Here is a 16,776-nt window from a genome sequence, read left to right as displayed (position 1 = left end):
CATCGGGGTGCGGGCGCCCGCGCGTGAGCGCGGGAACCGTCCCAGTCTACGCGGTGCCGGACCCCGACGACGGCGCCCGGCCCGGGGAGGAACCGTAGAGTGGAGGGCGTGAGCTCCATCCTGGAATCCGCCCCCGTCGGCGCCTACCTGCCCGCCGAGACCCGGTGGGATCTGCCCGCCGGCGTCCTGCGCACCTGGACCTACCCGGCACGCACCTCGCCCCGGGTGCGCCTGGTCGCGGTGCACGGCTTCCGCGGGGACCACCACGGTCTGGACCTGGTGGCCCGCGCCCTGCCGGACGACGTCGAGACGGTGGTCCCGGACCTGCCCGGCTTCGGCCGCTCCCCGGCCTTCCCAGCCCGCGCCCACGACGTCGCCGGCTACGCCGAGATCCTGGGGCAGCTGCTCGAAGCCCTGCCGCAGGACGGGCTGCCCCTGGCGGTGCTCGGGCACTCCTACGGCTCCGTCGTCGCCGCGGCCCTGGCGGCGCAGCACCCGGACGCGGTGGCGGCGCTGGCCCTGCTCAACCCCATCTGCGAACCGGCCCTGGCCTCGGCCCAGCGCCTGCCGGCCCGGGGGGCCGCCCTGTTCTACAGGGTGTGCGCGGTGCTGCCCGAGGCGCTGGGAGATCGGCTGGTGCGCTCGGCGGCGATCACCCGGATCTCCTCGGAGCTGATGATGAAGACCCGCGATGCGCACCTGCGCCGGTTCATCAACGGTCAGCACGCCGCGTACTTCGGGGCCTTCGCCTCCCGTCGGGTGGTCATTCAGGCCTACGCCGATTCGATCCGGGCCACCGTGGGCGACTGGTCCGGGCAGGTCACGGTGCGCACGCTGCTGGTGGCCGCCGAGCGGGACGACCTCGGTTCGGTGGCCGGGCAGCGGCGGCTGCGCGAGACCTTCCCACCGCAGGCGCAGGCGCGCCTGGAAGTGCTGCCCGAGGTCGGGCACCTGATCCACTACGAGACACCCCGCCGGGCGGCCCGGGTGGTCGGGGACTTCCTCGCCGAGGCCCTCCCGGAGACCGGGGCCGCGCCGGCGGCGTCGTCATCGCGCCCGGCGGCCGGACCCGCTCGGTCCGACGGGAACGGGGGTGCGGCGTGAGGCTGCTGGTGGATGCCCGCTACGTCCGGCCTGTGCACGACGGCATCAGCCGGTACACGGCCGGGCTGCTGCACGCGGTGGATGCGCTGATCCGCACCGGGCAGACCCCGGGGCTGCGGGTCGCGATGCTCATCAGCGACCCGGCCCAGCGGAAGCAGCTGCCGGAGCTGCCGACGGTGCGCGGGTTCTCCCCCACCGGTCCTCTGGAGCCGCTGAGCGCCCTGCGGATCAACCGGCTGCGCCCGGACGTGGTCTTCTCCCCGATGCAGACCATCGGCACCTGGGGCCGGGACTACGCCCAGATCCTCACCCTGCACGACCTGATCTACTACGCCCACCCGCAGCCGCCGGGGTTCCTGCCGGCCCCGGTGCGCCTGGGCTGGCGGCTGTTCCACCGCAGCTACGCCCCGCAGCGGTGGCTGCTGAACCGGGCCGACGCCGTCGTGACGGTCAGCGACACCACCGCCGGGCTGATGGACGAGCACCGGCTGACCCGCCGCCCCGTCACGGTGGTGCCCAATGCCGCCCCGGACGGGGTGCTGCTGGACCCGGTCGAGGCCCGGACCCGGGCGCGCGGGCGCGGCACGGACCTGCTCTACATGGGATCGGCGATGCCGTACAAGGGGGTCGAGCGGCTGATCGCGGGCATGGAGCGGCTGCCCGGGTACCGGCTGCACCTGCTCTCCCGCTACCCCGAGGCCCGACGACGCGAGCTGGCCGCGCTGATCCGACATCCGGACCGGGTGGTCTTCCACGACGGGATCGCCGAGCCGGAGTACCGGGAGCTGCTGCGCACGGCCCGGGCGCTGGTCAGCGCCTCCCGGGCCGAGGGCTTCGGCCTGCCCGTGGTCGAGGCGCAGGCGCAGGGGGTTCCCGTGGTGCTCAGCGACATCCCGATCTTCCGGGAGGTCGCCCCGCACGGGCTGCACGTGGACTTCGAGGACCCGCAGGCCTTCCCTGCCGCGGTGCGCCGCCTGGAGGATCCCCGGGTGCGCACCGAGCTCGCGGCACGGGGCGTCGCCGACGCCGCCCGGTACTCCTGGGAGGCCTCGGCGCGCACCCTGGTGGAGTTGGCCGAGCGGGTCAGCCGCGCTCGTCGTGCTGGCGGTTCTGGATCTCCAGCGCGGACGTGACGGCCGCGGGCTCCGTCTCGGACTCCTCCAGCAGGGCCTCCAGCCGATCCTGCTGACCCCGGGAGAATCGGCGTCGGCGATCCTGCTTGACCCGCAGCAGGGCGCCGATGCGCCGACGCCGGGAGTCCTCGGTGCCGATCCGTTGCCGACGCGGCCACCACCACAGCACCAGCACCGCGATCAGCACGAGCCCGACGTAGCCGATCACCGGGTAGACGCTGGACATCAGGGTGCCGAAGCCGACGAAGCTCACGGCGTAGCCGATCGCGCACACCGTGAGGAACACCCAGGGGTAGCGCCGCGGGTGGGCCGCGGTGAGCCGACGACCCAGGGCGTAGAACATCCCGATCGCGGTGTTGTAGACCATCAGGAAGATGATCCACACCATGATCGTGGAGAAGACGGGGCTGATGTGGTCGAAGACCTTCAGCACCGGCACCTGGGCGTCGCCGACCTCGTCGAGGGTGAAGAACAGCGTGGTCGCGTTCATCAGCAGCAGGGCAGTGAAGATCAGCCCGCCGATCAGCCCACCCCAGCCGGCCTCCTTCGGGCTGGGTTCGGCACCGCCGATCACCAGGGACATGGAGACCCCGACCATGAGGTTCATCCCGGTGTAGTTCAGGGCGGAGACCCACCACGGGTGCACCGGGGACTCCTGGGTCCGGCCCAGCTGCGACAGCGCCCCCAGGTCCCCGGGCACGTGCGCCAGGGACCAGATGAAGGCCACCAGGACCGCCAGGATGATCACCGGGGCCACCGAGGAGATGATGCGCGAGACCTTGTCCACGTCCAGCAGGCCGGTGAGCATCACCAGCGCCACCATGATCAGGGAGCCGACCCAGGCCGGAAGCCCGAACTGCTGCTCCAGGGTCGCCCCGGAGCCGGCGAGCATCACGAAGCCCACCGAGAACAGGGTCAGGGTCACCGCGACGTCCAGGAACACGGAGACCACCGGGTGGGAGACGCTGCGGAACACCTTCCGGTGGTCCTTGGCCAGGAAGTAGGAGCCGGCCTGCAGCACCACGGCCCCGGCCACCGTCATCACGACCCCGGAGATCAGCGCCCCCAGGATCCCGATCGCCCCGAAGGACAGGAAGTACTGGATCAGCTCCTGGCCGGTGGCGAAGCCGGCGGCCACGACCAGCCCGACGAAGGCCAGGGCGATGCGCATCGTGCGGCGCGCGCTCATCGGTCCTGCTCCCGGTGGATCCGCTCGGAGTCCACGTCCTCGTCCCGGTTCAGGTCGCGCAGGACCTCGACGCCGATCGCGGCCGTGACCTGCGGGGCCTCGACCACCGAGTCCTCGGCGATGCGCTCGGCCCGGGCGGCGTGGGCGTCGCTGTACTCCCGCTCGGGGTGATCGCGCAGGTACAGCAGGGCGCGCAGGTTCCGGCGTCGGTCCCCCTCGGCGAGGATGTCGCGGCGGTTGAGCACCCACCAGCCCAGCAGGACCAGCACCATCGCGGCACCGATCCACCCGATCACGGGGTAGACGTAGGTCATCAGCGTCTCGAAGCCGACGAAGCTCACCGCGAAGCCCAGCAGGCACACGACGAGGAAGATCCGGCGGTAGCGCTGCTCACGCCCGGCGCTCAGGCGCCGACCCAGCGCGTAGAACATGCCGATCGCGGTGTTGTAGATCATCAGGAAGATGATCCAGACCATGATCTGCGCGAGCACGGGGTGGATGTGCTCGAACAGCTTCAGCATCGGCACGGAGGAGTCCCCGACCACCGCGATGTTGGCGTACAGGGTCACCGCGGCCATGATCAGCATGACCGTATAGAGGATGCCCCCGGCCAGACCGCCCCAGCCGGCCTCCCGCGGGTCGGTGTTGTTCCCGCCGATGACCAGGCACATGGACACACCCAGGATCAGCGCCAGGCCGTTGTAGTTCAGGGCCGAGACCCACCACGGCGAGACCGGGGACTCCTGGGCGGCGGCCAGATGGTCCAGGGCCGAGAGGTCCGAGGGCAGGTGGAACAGGGTCCAGAGGAAGGCCGCGCACACGGCGATGATGATCAGCGGGGTCACCGCGGAGATGATGTTGGAGACCCGGTCCACGTCCAGCAGGCCGGTGACCATGACCAGCACCAGCATGATGGCCGAGCCGATCCAGGCGGGCAGCCCGAACTGCTGCTGCAGGTTGGAGCCGGCCCCGGCGAGCATCACGAACCCGATGGCGAACAGGGTGATGGTCACGGAGGCGTCCAGCAGCTTGGCGATCACGGGGTAGGACACGGAGCGGAAGACGCGGTTGTGCTCATCGGCCAGGAAGTAGCTGCCCAGCTGCAGGATCACGGCGCCGGCGGCGGCCATGACGATGCCGGCCAGCACGGCCCCGGCGATGCCCCAGGACCCGAAGGAGATGAAGTACTGGATCACCTCCTGTCCGGTGGCGAAGCCCGCGCCGACCAGCAGGCCGACGAAGGACAGGGCGATGCGCGCGGTGCGCTTCACGGACATGCGGGGACCTCTTCCGGAAGGGATCGGGAGCGAGCGGACGCGGCGGGAGCTGCCGGGTGCCCGCCCGGCGTCGACGCCTCGGCCCGGGCACCGCATGAGATTGTAGCGGGCCCTCGGGGCCGCGTCAGGGGGTCGGGGATCTCAGAGCACGTCGGAGCCGTCGCAGCGCACCTGCACGGGGGCGTGCTCACGCGCCGCCGACGACGCCGCGCGCACCCGCCGCAGGGCCGCCGTGACCTGCGGTGCGATGCCGTAGGACATGAACACCAGCGCCCGGTAGAGCTCCTGGTCCTCTCCGTCCGGCTCCAGCGGGATGGGGTCGATCACGCGCAGGGCCGGGGCCTGCCCGAGGGAGGGCGGGTCCAGGGCGCGGAGGAAGGCCTCGACGCCCGTGCGGGGCCCGGTGATCGCCGCCGTGCGCACCGCCGGGGGCAGGCCCAGCTCCCGCCGCTCGGCCAGCTCCCGCCGGGCCCATCCGGAGGGATCCCAGCGCACCAGTGCCGCCAGCACCGAGGACTGCTCCGCGGTGACCACGACCTCCCCGCCCTCCTGCCGGGAGCGCACCAGCGCGCAGGCGTTGGCCCACCGGCGCAGCACGTCCTCGGTGCTGCGCAGCGCGTCCCGCTGCAGCATCCGGTCCCCGTCCAGCAGCAGGGCCGCCCGGTACCCGCCGGGCACGCGCGGCTCGGCCCCCGGGGTGGCCACGACGAGGGCGGGCCGGTCCGGGACCTGCGCGCGCACGTGCTCCCCGGAGGAGGAGATCACCGGGACCCGGGGGAAGGCCCGCCCCAGCTCCTCCGCGGTGCGCAGCGCCCCGACGGTGCTCAGCCGCCAGGTCCGGTTGCCGCAGCTCGGGCAGGCCCAGTCGGCCGCGGCCCGCCCGCACCAGCGGCACTCGGCGTGGGAGCGGGAGTCCCGGGTCAGTCCGAGGGGGCCGTGGCAGTGCGGGCAGCGGGCCGGGGTGCGGCAGCGCTGACAGGCCAGGGTCGGGGCGTACCCGGTGCGGGCCACCTGCACCAGCACGGGCCCGTGCTCCAGGGCGCGGCGGGCGGCCTGGTGGGCCCGCTGCGGGATCCGGGCCAGGGCGGCCAGGGGGTCCCGGGCCCGCTGGTAGGAGTCGGAGGTGGCCACCACCAGGGGGCTGGTGCGCCGCAGGTCCTCCCGATCCGGGCTCAGCGGCACGGCCCAGCCGGTGTCCACCAGGCGCTGGGCCTCCGCGGAGACCGCGTACCCGCTCAGCAGCAGGGGCACCTCCTGCCGGGCGCTGCGCAGCAGCAGCACGTCTCGGGCGTGGGCGTAAGGGGCCTGGCGTTCGGTGAGGTTGGGGTCCCCGTCGTCGAAGCAGGCCAGCAGGCCCAGCTCCGGGACGGGGGCGAAGGCGGCCGAGCGGGTGCCGATCACGACGTCGGCCAGGCCGGCGCGGGCGCGCAGGTGGGCCCCGGCGCGCTCGCTGAGGCCTTCGTCGTTGCTCAGCCGGGCGATGCGCTCGGCGTCGAACAGCGGGGCCAGGGCCGCGGCGAGGCGATCCAGCGCGGTGGCGTCCGGGACGATGACCAGCGCCCGGCGCCCGGCGCTCACCGCCGCGCGGCAGGCCGCGGCCAGCAGCCGGGCCCAGTCGGCCTCGGCGGACGGCGCCAGGGCGGCCACGGCCCGCGGCGTCGGCTGTCCGGGGTCGCGCTCGGCGCCCAGGGCGGCGAGGAAGGCCGCTCCCCCGCGGTACAGGCCCCAGGGACCCGTCGAGGCGGGACCGGGGTCGGAGTCGGGGTCGGCCACGGGTGGGGCGGGCGGCGGCTCGGGGCCGGTGAGCAGTCCGGGGTGCTCGCGCAGGAAGGCCTGCTCGGTGCGGGCGGCCCGCGGGGGCACGGCCAGACGCAGCACATCGGCATCCAGACCGGCCATGCGCGCGGCCACCGCCCGGACCAGCTCCCAGGTCTGCTCGGTGAGCAGGCGCAGCGGGGAGACCACCTCGAGGATCCGGCGCAGCGAGGTCTCGGCGGCCGTGGTGTCCACCCGCTCCACCAGCCACGCCACCTGCACCCGGCCGTGGAAGCTGACCCGCACGCGCACGCCCGGCTGGGCCCGCTCGTCCAGCTCGGCGGGCACCTCGTAGTCGAAGAGCCGATCCAGGTGAGGCACCCGGGTGTCGATGGCCACCCGGGCCACCGGTCGGTGTTCGGCCGCCGGGGAGGTCCCGGGCGCCGTCGGCTCGGGTGCCCCCAGCTCCTCCATCCCGGGCAGCACCCCGGGATCTTCGGCCGGGCTCACCTAGACGGCGGCCCGCAGGGCGTCCACCCGGCCGGTGCGCTCCCAGGTGAACTCGGGCTCGGAGCGGCCGAAGTGCCCGTGGGCGGCGGTCTTGGCGTAGATCGGGCGGCGCAGCTCCAGATCCCGGATGATCGCGGCCGGACGCAGGTCGAAGACCTCGCGGATGGCCTTCTCGATGCGCACCGGGTCCACGTGCTCGGTGCCGAAGGTCTCCACGTACAGGCCCACGGGGTTGGCCTGCCCGATCGCGTAGGCCACCTGCACCTCGGCGCGGTCGGCCAGCCCCGCGGCGACGACGTTCTTGGCGACCCACCGCATCGCGTAGGCCGCGGAGCGGTCCACCTTGGAGGGGTCCTTGCCGGAGAAGGCGCCGCCGCCGTGGCGGGCCATCCCGCCGTAGGTGTCCACGATGATCTTGCGTCCGGTCAGCCCGGCGTCGCCCACGGGCCCGCCCTGCACGAACTGCCCGGCGGGGTTGATGATCAGCTTCGCCTGCGCGGCGTCGAGGTCCTGCTCCGCCAGGACCGGGCGGATCACGTGCTCCTCGACGTCGCGGCGCAGGTCCTCCAGGGCGTAGCCGCGGTCGTGCTGGGTGGAGACCACCACGGTGTCCACCGAGACGGGGGTCGTGCCGTCGTACCCGAGGGTCACCTGGGTCTTGCCGTCCGGGCGCAGATCCGCGAGGGTGCCGTCCTTGCGCACCGCGGTCAGCCGCTCGGACAGGCGGTGAGCCAGCCAGATCGGGGTGGGCATCAGGGCGGCGTTCTCGTTGGAGGCGTAGCCGAACATCAGCCCCTGGTCCCCGGCCCCCTGGTGGTCCAGCTCGTCCCGGGCGGTGCCGCTGCGCTGCTCCAGGGAGGTGTAGACCCCGGCGTTGATGTCCGGGGACTGCTCCCCGATGGACACGGAGACGCCGCAGAACTCGCCGTCGAAGCCGTGGGTCGAGGAGTTGTAGCCGATGTCCAGGATCGTCTCGCGCACGATCTTGGGGATCTCCACGTAGGCGCTGGTGGTGACCTCCCCGGCCACGTGCACCTGCCCGGTGGTGACCATGGTCTCCACGGCCACGTTGGCCAGGGGGTCCTGGTCCAGGAGGGCGTCCAGGATGGAGTCGGAGATCTGGTCGCAGATCTTGTCCGGGTGCCCCTCCGTGACGGATTCGGAGGTGAACAGGCGCAGGTGGTCTCGCTGGTCGGAAGTCACGCGACCACTGTACTCGCTGGTCCGCGTCGTCTCCTCCCTCGCCGGGCGCGGAGTCCTCACGCTGAGGCGGATGACGCCGTGCGACGCGACTGGTCATCGATCAGCCGCAGCACGGCCCGCCACAGGGCGGCGGCCAGCTCGTCCTTGGTCCCGGCGACCTCCTGCTCCTCCACCTCCCCGTCGGGGCGGCGGGTGAGGATGGTCGCGGCGGTCTCGTCGCGGCCGAAGACCTTCTGCGCGCCGACCTCGTTGACCACGAGCACGTCGCACCCCTTGGATTCCAGCTTGGCGCGGCCGAGCTCGGCCACACTGGCCTGCGCGGAGCCGGTCTCCGCGGCGAAGCCCACGATCACCGGCCCGGGCTGCTCCGGGGTGCGGTCGCTCTCGCGATCGGTGACGATGCCGCGCAGGATGTCCGGGTTGCGCACCAGCTCGATGCCGGGGGCGTCCTGGGTGCCCGGGTCCTTCTTGATCTTGGTCTCGGCGTAGGCGGCGGGGCGGAAATCCGCGACGGCCGCGGCCATCACGACGACGTCGGGCGCCTCCTGCCGGATCAGCTCCCCCACCCGCTCGCGCAGCTGCAGCGCGGAGGAGACCCGGGACAGGCTCAGCGTCGTGGTGGGCTGCGGGGCGGGCACCTCCGCGTGGGCCAGCACCAGGTGCGCAACGGCCCCGGCGTCGGCGGCGGCCCGGGCGACGGCGATGCCCTGCTTGCCGGAGGAGCGGTTGCCGAGGTAGCGCACCGGGTCCAGGGCCTCCCGGGTGCCGCCGGCGGTGACCAGCACGCGCAGCCGCGCCAGCCGGGTCGCCTCCTTCGGGGTGAGGCCCGCGGCGGACACGGCGGCCAGGGCCTGGCGAGCGATGTCCGCCGGCTCCGGCAGGCGCCCGGGGCCGGAGTCAGCCCCGGTCAGGCGCCCCACGGCCGGCTCGATCACGCGCAGACCGCGGGAGCGCAGCAGGGCGACGTTGTCCCGCGTCGCGGGGTTGGTCCACATCTGCGTGTGCATCGCCGGGGCGAGCACCACGGGGCAGGTCGCGGTGAGCACGGTCGCGCTGAGCAGGTCATCGGCCCGGCCGGCGGCGATCCGGGCCAGCAGGTCCGCGGTGGCCGGGGCGATCAGGACGAGGTCGGCCTCCTCGGCCTGGCGGACGTGGTTGACGGCCTGGACCTCGTCGAACACGCTGGTGTTCACCGGATGCCCGGACAGCGCCTCCCAGGTGGGGGCGCCGACGAACCTCAGGGCGGTGTCCGTGGGCAGGGGGACGACGTCGTGACCGGATTCCTTGAGCAGGCGGAGCAGGATGGCGGCCTTGTAGGCCGCGATGCCCCCGCCGATTCCTAAGACGATGCGCACCCGGCCCATGCTACCGGGCACCGGGGTTCGACGCGGGAGCACCGCTGGCCGCCCCCCGCCGGTGCGGAGCAGGCGATCGCGGACGCGAACGGGCCGCCCCGCCCACCGGTGAGGATGGGAAGGGCGGCCCGTGGCGATCGCGCCGCGGCCCTGGGCGAGCCGCGGCCGGGATCAGGCCTGCTCGCCGGAGGGATCCTCGGCGGCCTGCTCCTGCTCGGCGCTCTGGCTGGTCCGGTCGATGACCTCGGGGGTCTGCCCGGAGCTGAAGTCGACGGAGGCGTCGCCGTTGATCTCGACGTCCTCGGGGAAGAAGTCGGCGCCGAAGAAGTCCGCGGGGGCGTCGTCGTGGACCAGCTGGCCGTTCTCGTTGAACTTCCCGCCCTCGACGTGGTGGGCCTCGATGGTCCCCTCGTCGATCTCGCGCATCGCGATGGACAGGGACTTCTCGTTGATGTCCGTGTCCACCAGCGGCCCGACATGCTCGAACAGGCCCTCCTGCAGCTGGGAGTAGTAGGCGTTGATCTGCCGGGCCCGGCGGGCTCCGAAGATCACCAGGCCGTACTTGGACTCGGCCTTGCCGAGCAGCTCATCCACGGACGGGTCGATGATGCCTTCGTGTTCGGAAAGTGACAAGGGTTTAGCTCCGTTGGTCGGGTGTGGATCGGCCCTGCCGCCGCCTGGTGCGGGGACCGAACGGCCATCATACCGCGTGGTGCGTCGGCAGGGTACCCCCGGGTGCCGGGGGTGCGGCTCAGTCGCGGTGTGCGGCGGGGTCCAGCCCCATGAGGGAGACGATCTCCTCGGCCGCGCGCCGCACCTCGTCGTTGGTCACGGTGACGTCGAACTCCGGCTCCGCGGCCAGCTCCTCCTTGGCGGTCTCCAGGCGCTGGCGCTGCTCCTCCGGGGACTCGGTGCCCCGGCCGCGCAGGCGCCGCACCAGCTCGTCCCAGCTGGGCGGAGCCAGGAAGATCAGCCGGGAGTCCGGCATCGCGTTGCGCACCTGCCGGGCGCCCTGCAGATCGATCTCCAGCAGCACGGGACGACCCGCGGCCAGGGCCTCCTCCACCTTGGCGCGCATCGTGCCGTAGCGGTGGCTGTTGTGCACCGTGGCCCATTCCAGCAGCTGGTCGTGCTCGACCATCGAGTCGAACTCCTCGTCGGAGACGAACCAGTAGTGCACCCCGTCCTGCTCCCCCGGGCGCGGCCCGCGGGTGGTCGCGGAGACCGAGAACCACACCTGGGGGTAGTGGTCTCGGATGTAGGCGGAGACGGTGCCCTTCCCGACGGCGGTGGGACCGGCCAGGACGGTCAGCGTGCGGTGGTTCCCCTCGGACATGGACTCACCCTTCGAGATAGGAGATCAGGCTGTTGCGCTGGTGCGTGCCCAGTCCGCGCAGGCGGCGGCTGGAAGCGATCTTCAGGTCCCGCATGATCGCGCGGGCCCGGACGTCGCCGATGCTGGGGATGGACTTCAGCATGTCCTCGACCCGGATCCGCTCGAGGGCCTCGTCCCCGTCGGCCCGCTCCAGGAACTCGGCCACGGTGATCTCCCTGCGGCGCAGGGCCTGCTTCGCCTCGGCGCGCACCTGCCGGGAGTGCTTGGCCTTCTCCCGGGCGGCCGCGCGCTGCTCGTCGGTGAGGGGTTGCAGAACCATGGAGCCATCCTCTCGTTCGTGGCCTGGGTGGGCCCGCCTCGGTTCGCGGGATCCGGGGTCGGCCGACGACGGGTACGCAGATCAAATTACCGAAAAAGGGCCCGCGGCGACCAATCGTGACGCAGCGGACCCCGGCCGGGCCCGCACCCGTCCTCGGTTCAGGAGGGTGCCAGTCCCGCGGCCAGCCGCCGGTTGGTCCCGAGGATCTCCCTGCGCAGCGCCGCGACCTCCGGTCCGTGGCGCAAGATCGCCCGTGAGGAGGAGACGACCAGGCGCCGCTCGGTCCCGGCGAAGACGCGGGCGAGATCCTCCTCGGTGGCCCCCTGCGCCCCGTAGCCGGGGGCGAGGATCGGACCGGGGAAGTCCGCCAGGTCGATGCCTAGGCGCGACAGGGACGCGCCCACGGTCGCCCCGATGACCAGCCCGCACGGTCCGGCCAGCTCCCACCCGCCGGCCCCCTCGGGGCCGGGCTCGCGCAGCCGCTCGTTGAGCTCCCGCGCGGCGGCCACGATTCCCCGGGCCACCGAGGCCTCGGGGCCGCCGACGTGCTGCACCGAGGCACCCTCCGGGTTGGAGGTCAGGGCCAGGACGAAGGCGCCGCGTCCGGTCTCGGCGGCCAGGTTCAGGGCCGGATCCAGGGAGCCGAAGCCCAGGTAGGGGCTGAGCGTGACCCAGTCGGCGGCCAGCGGGGAGCCCTCGCGCAGCCAGGCGTCGGCGTAGGCGGCCATGGTCGAGCCGATGTCCCCGCGCTTGGCGTCGGCGATGAGCTCCAGCCCCGCATCCGCGGCGGCGGTGAGCACCTGCTCGAGGGCGGCCAGGCCCGCCGCGCCGTGGCGCTCGAACAGGGCGACCTGCGGCTTCACGACGGCCGCGGCCCCCGCGGCGGCCTCCACCACGCGCAGGCCGAAGGTCCGGGCCCCGTCGGCGTCATCGGCCAGCCCCCAGTCGCGCAGCAGCCCCGGGTGGGGGTCGATGCCCACGCACAGGGGGCCGTGCTCGGCCATGGCCCGCACCAGCCGGTCACCGGCCTCGCCGCGCGGGCTCCGGGCCGTCACCGGGGCCGCGCTCACGCCCGGTCCCCCTCAGCTGCCGGGGCCTCCTGGGCCCGCTGGGCCAGGGTGGCCTCGTGCTCCTGCAGGCTCAGCACGTCCCAGGAGTGCTCCCGCTGGGCCGCGATGGACTGGATGGAGGCCCCGAACTGGGACAGCGTCGTCATCAGCGGGACCCCGACCGAGGTCGCCGCCGCGCGGATCTCGTAGCCGTCCCCGCGGGCCGAGCCGCCGGAGGGGGTGTTGAAGATCAGGTCGATCTGCCCCTCGCGGATCATGTCCACCACGGAGCGCTCCCCCTCGGCGACGTCGCCGAGCTTGGGCACGACGGTGCAGGGGATCCCGTTGCGCCGCAGCACCTGGGCCGTGCCGCCGGTCGTGACGATCTCGAAGCCGAGGTCCTGGAGCATCTTCACGTAGACGACCGCGGAGCGCTTGTCCCGGTTGGCCACGGACACGAAGACCCGGCCCTCGGTGGGCAGCGGGCTGCCCACGGCGGCCTGGCCCTTGGCGAAGGCGGTGTCGAAGTAGGGGTCCAGGCCCATGACCTCGCCGGTGGAGCGCATCTCGGGGGACAGCAGCGCGTCCACCACCACGCCCTCGGGGGTGCGGAAGCGGCTGAAGGGCAGCACGGCCTCCTTGACGGCGATCGCCGTGCCCTCCGGGATGCGGGCCCCGTCCATGTGCGAGGGCAGCACGCCCTGCTCGGTCAGCTCTCGGATGCTCCGGCCCACCCCGATCAGCGCGGCGGCCTTGGCCAGCTGCACCCCGGTGGCCTTGGAGACGAAGGGCACTGTGCGCGAGGCGCGCGGATTGGCCTCGATGACGTAGAGGATGTCCGAGGCCACCGCGAACTGGATGTTGATCAGCCCGCGCACCCCGACCCCTTCGGCGATCCCGCGGGTCGCGGCGCAGACCCGGTCGATGACGTCCGGGCCGAGGGTCACCGGCGGCAGGGTGCAGGCGGAATCCCCGGAGTGGATTCCGGCCTCCTCGATGTGCTCCATGACCCCGCCCATGTACAGGTCGGTGCCGTCGTACAGGGCGTCGACGTCGATCTCGATCGCGTCCTCGAGGAACTTGTCGATCAGGGCCGGCTGGGACGGGGAGACCTCGGTGGCGTGCTCGAGGTAGGCCGCCAGGCTCGCCTCGTCGTAGACGATCTCCATGCCGCGCCCGCCGAGCACGTAGGAGGGACGCACCAGCACCGGGTAGCCGATGCCGTCGGCGATGCGCTTGGCCTCGGCGAAGGTGGAGGCGGTGCCGTTCTTCGGGGAGATCAGCCCGGCCCGCTCCAGGACCTGGGCGAACTCCCCGCGATCCTCGGCCAGGTCGATGGCCTCGGGGGTGGTCCCGAGGATCGGCACCCCGGCCTCCTGCAGCTGCGCGGCCAGCTTCAGCGGGGTCTGCCCGCCCAGCTGCACGTACACGCCCTTCAGTCCGCCGGTGCGCCGCTCCTCCTCGATGACCTCCAGGACGTCCTCCAGGGTCAGCGGCTCGAAGTACAGGCGGGTGGAGACGTCGTAGTCGGTGGAGACGGTCTCCGGGTTGCAGTTGACCATGACCGTCTCGTAGCCGGCCTCGCGCAGCACCATCGAGGCGTGCACGCAGGAGTAGTCGAACTCGATGCCCTGCCCGATCCGGTTGGGCCCGGAGCCCAGGATCATGATGGACTCCCCCTCGTGCGGGGCGACCTCGTCCTCCTGGTCGTAGGCGGAGTAGTGGTACGGGGTGAAGGCCTCGAACTCGGCCGCGCAGGTGTCCACGGTCTTGAACACCGGGCGGATGCCCAGCGCGTGGCGCACCCCCCGGACCACGTCCTCGCGGGTGTGGGCGATGGCGGCGATCTGGGCGTCGGAGAAGCCGTGGCGCTTGGCCTCGCGCAGGGTGTCCGGGGTCAGGTCCGGATCCGCCCGGACCCGCTCGGCCACCTCGTTGAGCAGCTGCAGCTGATCCAGGAACCAGGGGTCGATGCCGGTGGCCTCGTACATCCGCTCCACGCCGGCCCCGGCGGCCAGGGCCCGGCGCACCTGGTGGATCCGCTGAGTGGTGGGGGTGCGGGTGGCCTCCACGAGCTCGTCCAGGGCGTCCCGGTCCGGGGTCTCGGCGGCGAAGTCGAAGGCGCCGTCCTTCTGCTCGAGGGAGCGCATGGCCTTCTGCAGGGCCTCGGTGAAGCTGCGGCCCAGGGCCATGGCCTCGCCCACGGACTTCATGGTGGTGGTCAGGGTGGGGTCCGCGGCCGGGAACTTCTCGAAGGCGAAGCGCGGGACCTTGACCACGACGTAGTCCAGGGTGGGCTCGAAGGAGGCCGGGGTCTTGCGGGTGATGTCGTTGGGGATCTCGTCCAGGGTATAGCCCAGGGAGAGCTTGGTGGCGATCTTGGCGATCGGGAAGCCGGTGGCCTTGGAGGCCAGGGCCGAGGAGCGGGAGACCCGCGGGTTCATCTCGATGACGACGACGCGCCCGGTGGCGGGATCCACGGCGAACTGGATGTTGCACCCGCCGGTGTCCACCCCGACCTCGCGGATCACGGCGATCGCGACGTCGCGCATCTTCTGGTACTCGCGGTCCGTGAGCGTCAGCGCCGGGGCGACCGTGATGGAGTCCCCGGTGTGCACCCCCACGGGGTCGAAGTTCTCGATCGAGCAGACCACGACGACGTTGTCGTTGCGGTCGCGCATCATCTCCAGCTCGTACTCCTTCCACCCGAGGATGGACTCCTCCAGGAGCACCTCGCTGGTGGGGCTGTACTGGATCCCGGCCCCGGCGATCCGGTGCAGGTCGACCTCGTCGTAGGCCATCCCGGAGCCCAGCCCGCCCATCGTGAAGGAGGGCCGCACGACCATGGGGTAGCCCAGCCGCTCGGCGGCGGCCAGGGCCTCGTCCATCGAGTGCACGATCTCGGAGCGGGCGGATTCGGCCCCGCAGCGCTCGACCACGCCCTTGAAGGCCTCGCGGTCCTCGCCGAGGTTGATCGCGGCGATGTTCGCCCCGATCAGCTCGACGCCGTAGCGCTCCAGCGCGCCGCGCTCGTCCAGGGCGATCGCGGTGTTCAGGGCGGTCTGTCCGCCCAGGGTCGGCAGGATCGCGTCGGGGCGCTCCTTGGCGATGATCTTCTCGACCGTCTCCGGGGTGATCGGCTCGATGTAGGTCGCGTCGGCGAACTCGGGGTCGGTCATGATCGTGGCCGGGTTGGAGTTGACCAGGATGACGCGGATGCCCTCGTCCTTGAGCACGCGCAGGGCCTGCGTGCCGGAGTAGTCGAACTCCGCGGCCTGCCCGATGACGATGGGACCGGAGCCGATGACCAGGACGGAGTGCAGATCGGTGCGACGGGGCATGGGGTTACTTTCCTGCTTTCTGCGCGGTTGCGGCGGCGGATCCGGCGGCCGGGAGGGAGTCGATGAAACGGTCGAAGAGGTAGGCGGCGTCGTGCGGTCCGGCGGCGGCCTCGGGGTGGTACTGCACGGAGAAGGCCGGCAGGTCCAGGCAGCGCAGGCCCTCCACGACGTCGTCGTTCAGGCACACGTGGGAGACCTCGACCCGCCCGAACTCCTCCTGCGGGGCGGTGACGGGTCCATCCAGCGGGGCGTCCACCGCGAAGCCGTGGTTCTGGGCGGTGATCTCCACCGTGCCGGTGGCCCGGTCCAGCACGGGCTGGTTGATCCCGCGGTGGCCGAAGGGGAGCTTGTAGGTCCCGAAGCCCAGGGCCCGGCCCAGCAGCTGGTTGCCGAAGCAGATCCCGAAGAACGGGATCTTGGCCCGCAGCACCTCGCGCAGCAGCTGGACCTGCTCATCCGCGGTCTCGGGGTCCCCGGGGCCGTTGGAGAAGAACACCCCGTCCGCCCCGAGCTCGCGGATCCGCTGGAATCCGGTGTCGGCCGGGACGATCACGGTGCGCAGCCCGCGCTCGGCGAAGCGGCGCGGGGTCATGGACTTGATGCCCAGGTCCACCGCGACCACGGTGCCCCGGGGCTCGCCCTCCCAGCCCCACTCCGAGGGCTCGACGATCTGCTCCTCGGTGATGCTGACCTCCTCGGCCAGGCGGCGCCCGAGCATCCCGGCGGAGTCCCAGACCTCGGCCAGCAGCTCGGCGCGGGGTCGATCGGCCTGGTCCCCGGAGAAGATGCCGGCGCGCATCGCGCCGACCTCGCGCAGCCGCCGGGTCAGGGCGCGGGTGTCGATGCCGCGGATGCCGACGATGCCCTGGTCCGTGAGCTCCTCGTCAAGGCTGCGCTGGGAGCGCCAGTTCGAGGGGATGCGGGCGGCTTCGCGCACCGCGTAGCCGGCGACCCAGATGCGCCGGGATTCGGCGTCCTCGTCGTTGACACCCGTGTTGCCGATGTGCGGGGCGGTCTGGATGACGATCTGCCCGGCGTAGGACGGGTCGGTGAGGGTCTCCTGGTAGCCGGTCATGCCGGTGGAGAACACCGCCTCGCCGAGGGTGGAGCCGACGGCGCCGTAGGCGCTGCCCTCCCAGGCGGAGCCGTCCTCCAGGACGAGGACCGCCGGTGTGGGGGCGGGGATGGCGTGGGTGGTCATGGTG

13 protein-coding genes are annotated in these 16,776 nt (G+C 72.7%); 2 read left to right on the top strand and 11 right to left on the bottom strand.

All coding sequences use genetic code 11. The features are described from left to right. Positions 1-108 precede the first annotated feature (108 nt). Entirely contained in the window at positions 109-1,104 is a 996-nt protein-coding gene (locus tag AC0VXQ_RS05185; RefSeq protein ID WP_165590114.1) for an alpha/beta fold hydrolase, read from the top strand. Continuing rightward, on the top strand, positions 1,101-2,237 hold the full coding sequence (locus tag AC0VXQ_RS05180; protein WP_058731243.1) for a glycosyltransferase family 4 protein: 1,137 nt from the start codon (positions 1,101-1,103) through the stop codon (positions 2,235-2,237). The genes AC0VXQ_RS05185 and AC0VXQ_RS05180 overlap by 4 nt, the downstream gene beginning before the upstream one ends. On the opposite strand, the gene AC0VXQ_RS05175 is transcribed toward AC0VXQ_RS05180, so the two are convergent. The 11 genes from AC0VXQ_RS05175 to carA all read right to left on the bottom strand — a co-directional run bounded on the left by AC0VXQ_RS05175 (position 2,188) and on the right by carA (position 16,772). Next, entirely contained in the window at positions 2,188-3,426 is a 1,239-nt protein-coding gene (locus AC0VXQ_RS05175) for a YkvI family membrane protein (RefSeq protein WP_058743580.1), read from the bottom strand. The two genes, AC0VXQ_RS05180 and AC0VXQ_RS05175, sit on opposite strands and share 50 nt — an antisense overlap. Then, positions 3,423-4,703 carry a YkvI family membrane protein gene (locus AC0VXQ_RS05170; protein WP_133143327.1) on the bottom strand — a complete coding sequence of 427 codons (1,281 nt, stop codon included), beginning with the start codon at positions 4,701-4,703 and terminating at the stop codon, positions 3,423-3,425. The genes AC0VXQ_RS05175 and AC0VXQ_RS05170 overlap by 4 nt, the downstream gene beginning before the upstream one ends. A gap of 141 nt (positions 4,704-4,844) precedes the next feature. Further along, positions 4,845-6,968 carry a primosomal protein N' family DNA-binding protein gene (locus tag AC0VXQ_RS05165; protein ID WP_475529344.1) on the bottom strand — a complete coding sequence of 708 codons (2,124 nt, stop codon included), beginning with the start codon at positions 6,966-6,968 and terminating at the stop codon, positions 4,845-4,847. After that, complete coding sequence (gene metK, locus AC0VXQ_RS05160) at positions 6,969-8,171, bottom strand: methionine adenosyltransferase (RefSeq protein ID WP_064725349.1); 1,203 nt, start codon at positions 8,169-8,171, stop codon at positions 6,969-6,971. It abuts the gene before it with no gap. Positions 8,172-8,227: 56 nt separating this feature from the next. Beyond that, entirely contained in the window at positions 8,228-9,526 is a 1,299-nt protein-coding gene (gene coaBC / locus AC0VXQ_RS05155; protein WP_404435513.1) for a bifunctional phosphopantothenoylcysteine decarboxylase/phosphopantothenate--cysteine ligase CoaBC, read from the bottom strand. A 171-nt stretch (positions 9,527-9,697) separates the two neighbouring features. Continuing rightward, positions 9,698-10,159: a DNA-directed RNA polymerase subunit omega gene (rpoZ, locus tag AC0VXQ_RS05150; RefSeq protein WP_058731699.1), complete on the bottom strand. Its 462-nt coding sequence runs from the start codon at positions 10,157-10,159 to the stop codon at positions 9,698-9,700. A gap of 118 nt (positions 10,160-10,277) precedes the next feature. After that, positions 10,278-10,862, bottom strand: coding sequence for a guanylate kinase (gene gmk / locus AC0VXQ_RS05145; protein WP_058731700.1), 585 nt, complete (start codon positions 10,860-10,862; stop codon positions 10,278-10,280). A gap of 4 nt (positions 10,863-10,866) precedes the next feature. Then, positions 10,867-11,181 carry an integration host factor, actinobacterial type gene (mihF, locus tag AC0VXQ_RS05140; protein ID WP_058731701.1) on the bottom strand — a complete coding sequence of 105 codons (315 nt, stop codon included), beginning with the start codon at positions 11,179-11,181 and terminating at the stop codon, positions 10,867-10,869. 158 nt (positions 11,182-11,339) lie between these two features. Next, complete coding sequence (gene pyrF / locus AC0VXQ_RS05135) at positions 11,340-12,251, bottom strand: orotidine-5'-phosphate decarboxylase (RefSeq protein ID WP_328798607.1); 912 nt, start codon at positions 12,249-12,251, stop codon at positions 11,340-11,342. Continuing rightward, the gene (gene carB, locus AC0VXQ_RS05130) at positions 12,248-15,571 is read right to left on the bottom strand and encodes a carbamoyl-phosphate synthase large subunit (protein WP_100463639.1); all 3,324 of its coding nucleotides are present in this window, start codon (positions 15,569-15,571) and stop codon (positions 12,248-12,250) included. The genes pyrF and carB overlap by 4 nt, the downstream gene beginning before the upstream one ends. Positions 15,572-15,575: 4 nt before the next feature. Then, the gene (carA, locus tag AC0VXQ_RS05125; RefSeq protein ID WP_100463637.1) at positions 15,576-16,772 is read right to left on the bottom strand and encodes a glutamine-hydrolyzing carbamoyl-phosphate synthase small subunit; all 1,197 of its coding nucleotides are present in this window, start codon (positions 16,770-16,772) and stop codon (positions 15,576-15,578) included. Between the last annotated feature and the right edge of the window lie 4 nt (positions 16,773-16,776).

This window comes from Rothia sp. QJM3NY_36, assembly GCF_056173115.1.
The sequence above is the reverse complement of the archived record's forward strand: the minus strand, read 5'-3'. Positions and strand labels throughout refer to the sequence as shown.

What these genes read in the sequence shown, in the direction of transcription:
- gmk (WP_058731700.1), bottom strand. Translation starts at nt 10,862, where the DNA reads ATGTCCGAGGGGAACCACCGCACGCTGACCGTCCTGGCCGGTCCCACC.
- carB (WP_100463639.1), bottom strand. Translation starts at nt 15,571, where the DNA reads ATGCCCCGTCGCACCGATCTGCACTCCGTCCTGGTCATCGGCTCCGGT.
- carA (WP_100463637.1), bottom strand. Translation starts at nt 16,772, where the DNA reads ATGACCACCCACGCCATCCCCGCCCCCACACCGGCGGTCCTCGTCCTG.
- mihF (WP_058731701.1), bottom strand. Translation starts at nt 11,181, where the DNA reads ATGGTTCTGCAACCCCTCACCGACGAGCAGCGCGCGGCCGCCCGGGAG.
- AC0VXQ_RS05170 (WP_133143327.1), bottom strand. Translation starts at nt 4,703, where the DNA reads ATGTCCGTGAAGCGCACCGCGCGCATCGCCCTGTCCTTCGTCGGCCTG.
- AC0VXQ_RS05175 (WP_058743580.1), bottom strand. Translation starts at nt 3,426, where the DNA reads ATGAGCGCGCGCCGCACGATGCGCATCGCCCTGGCCTTCGTCGGGCTG.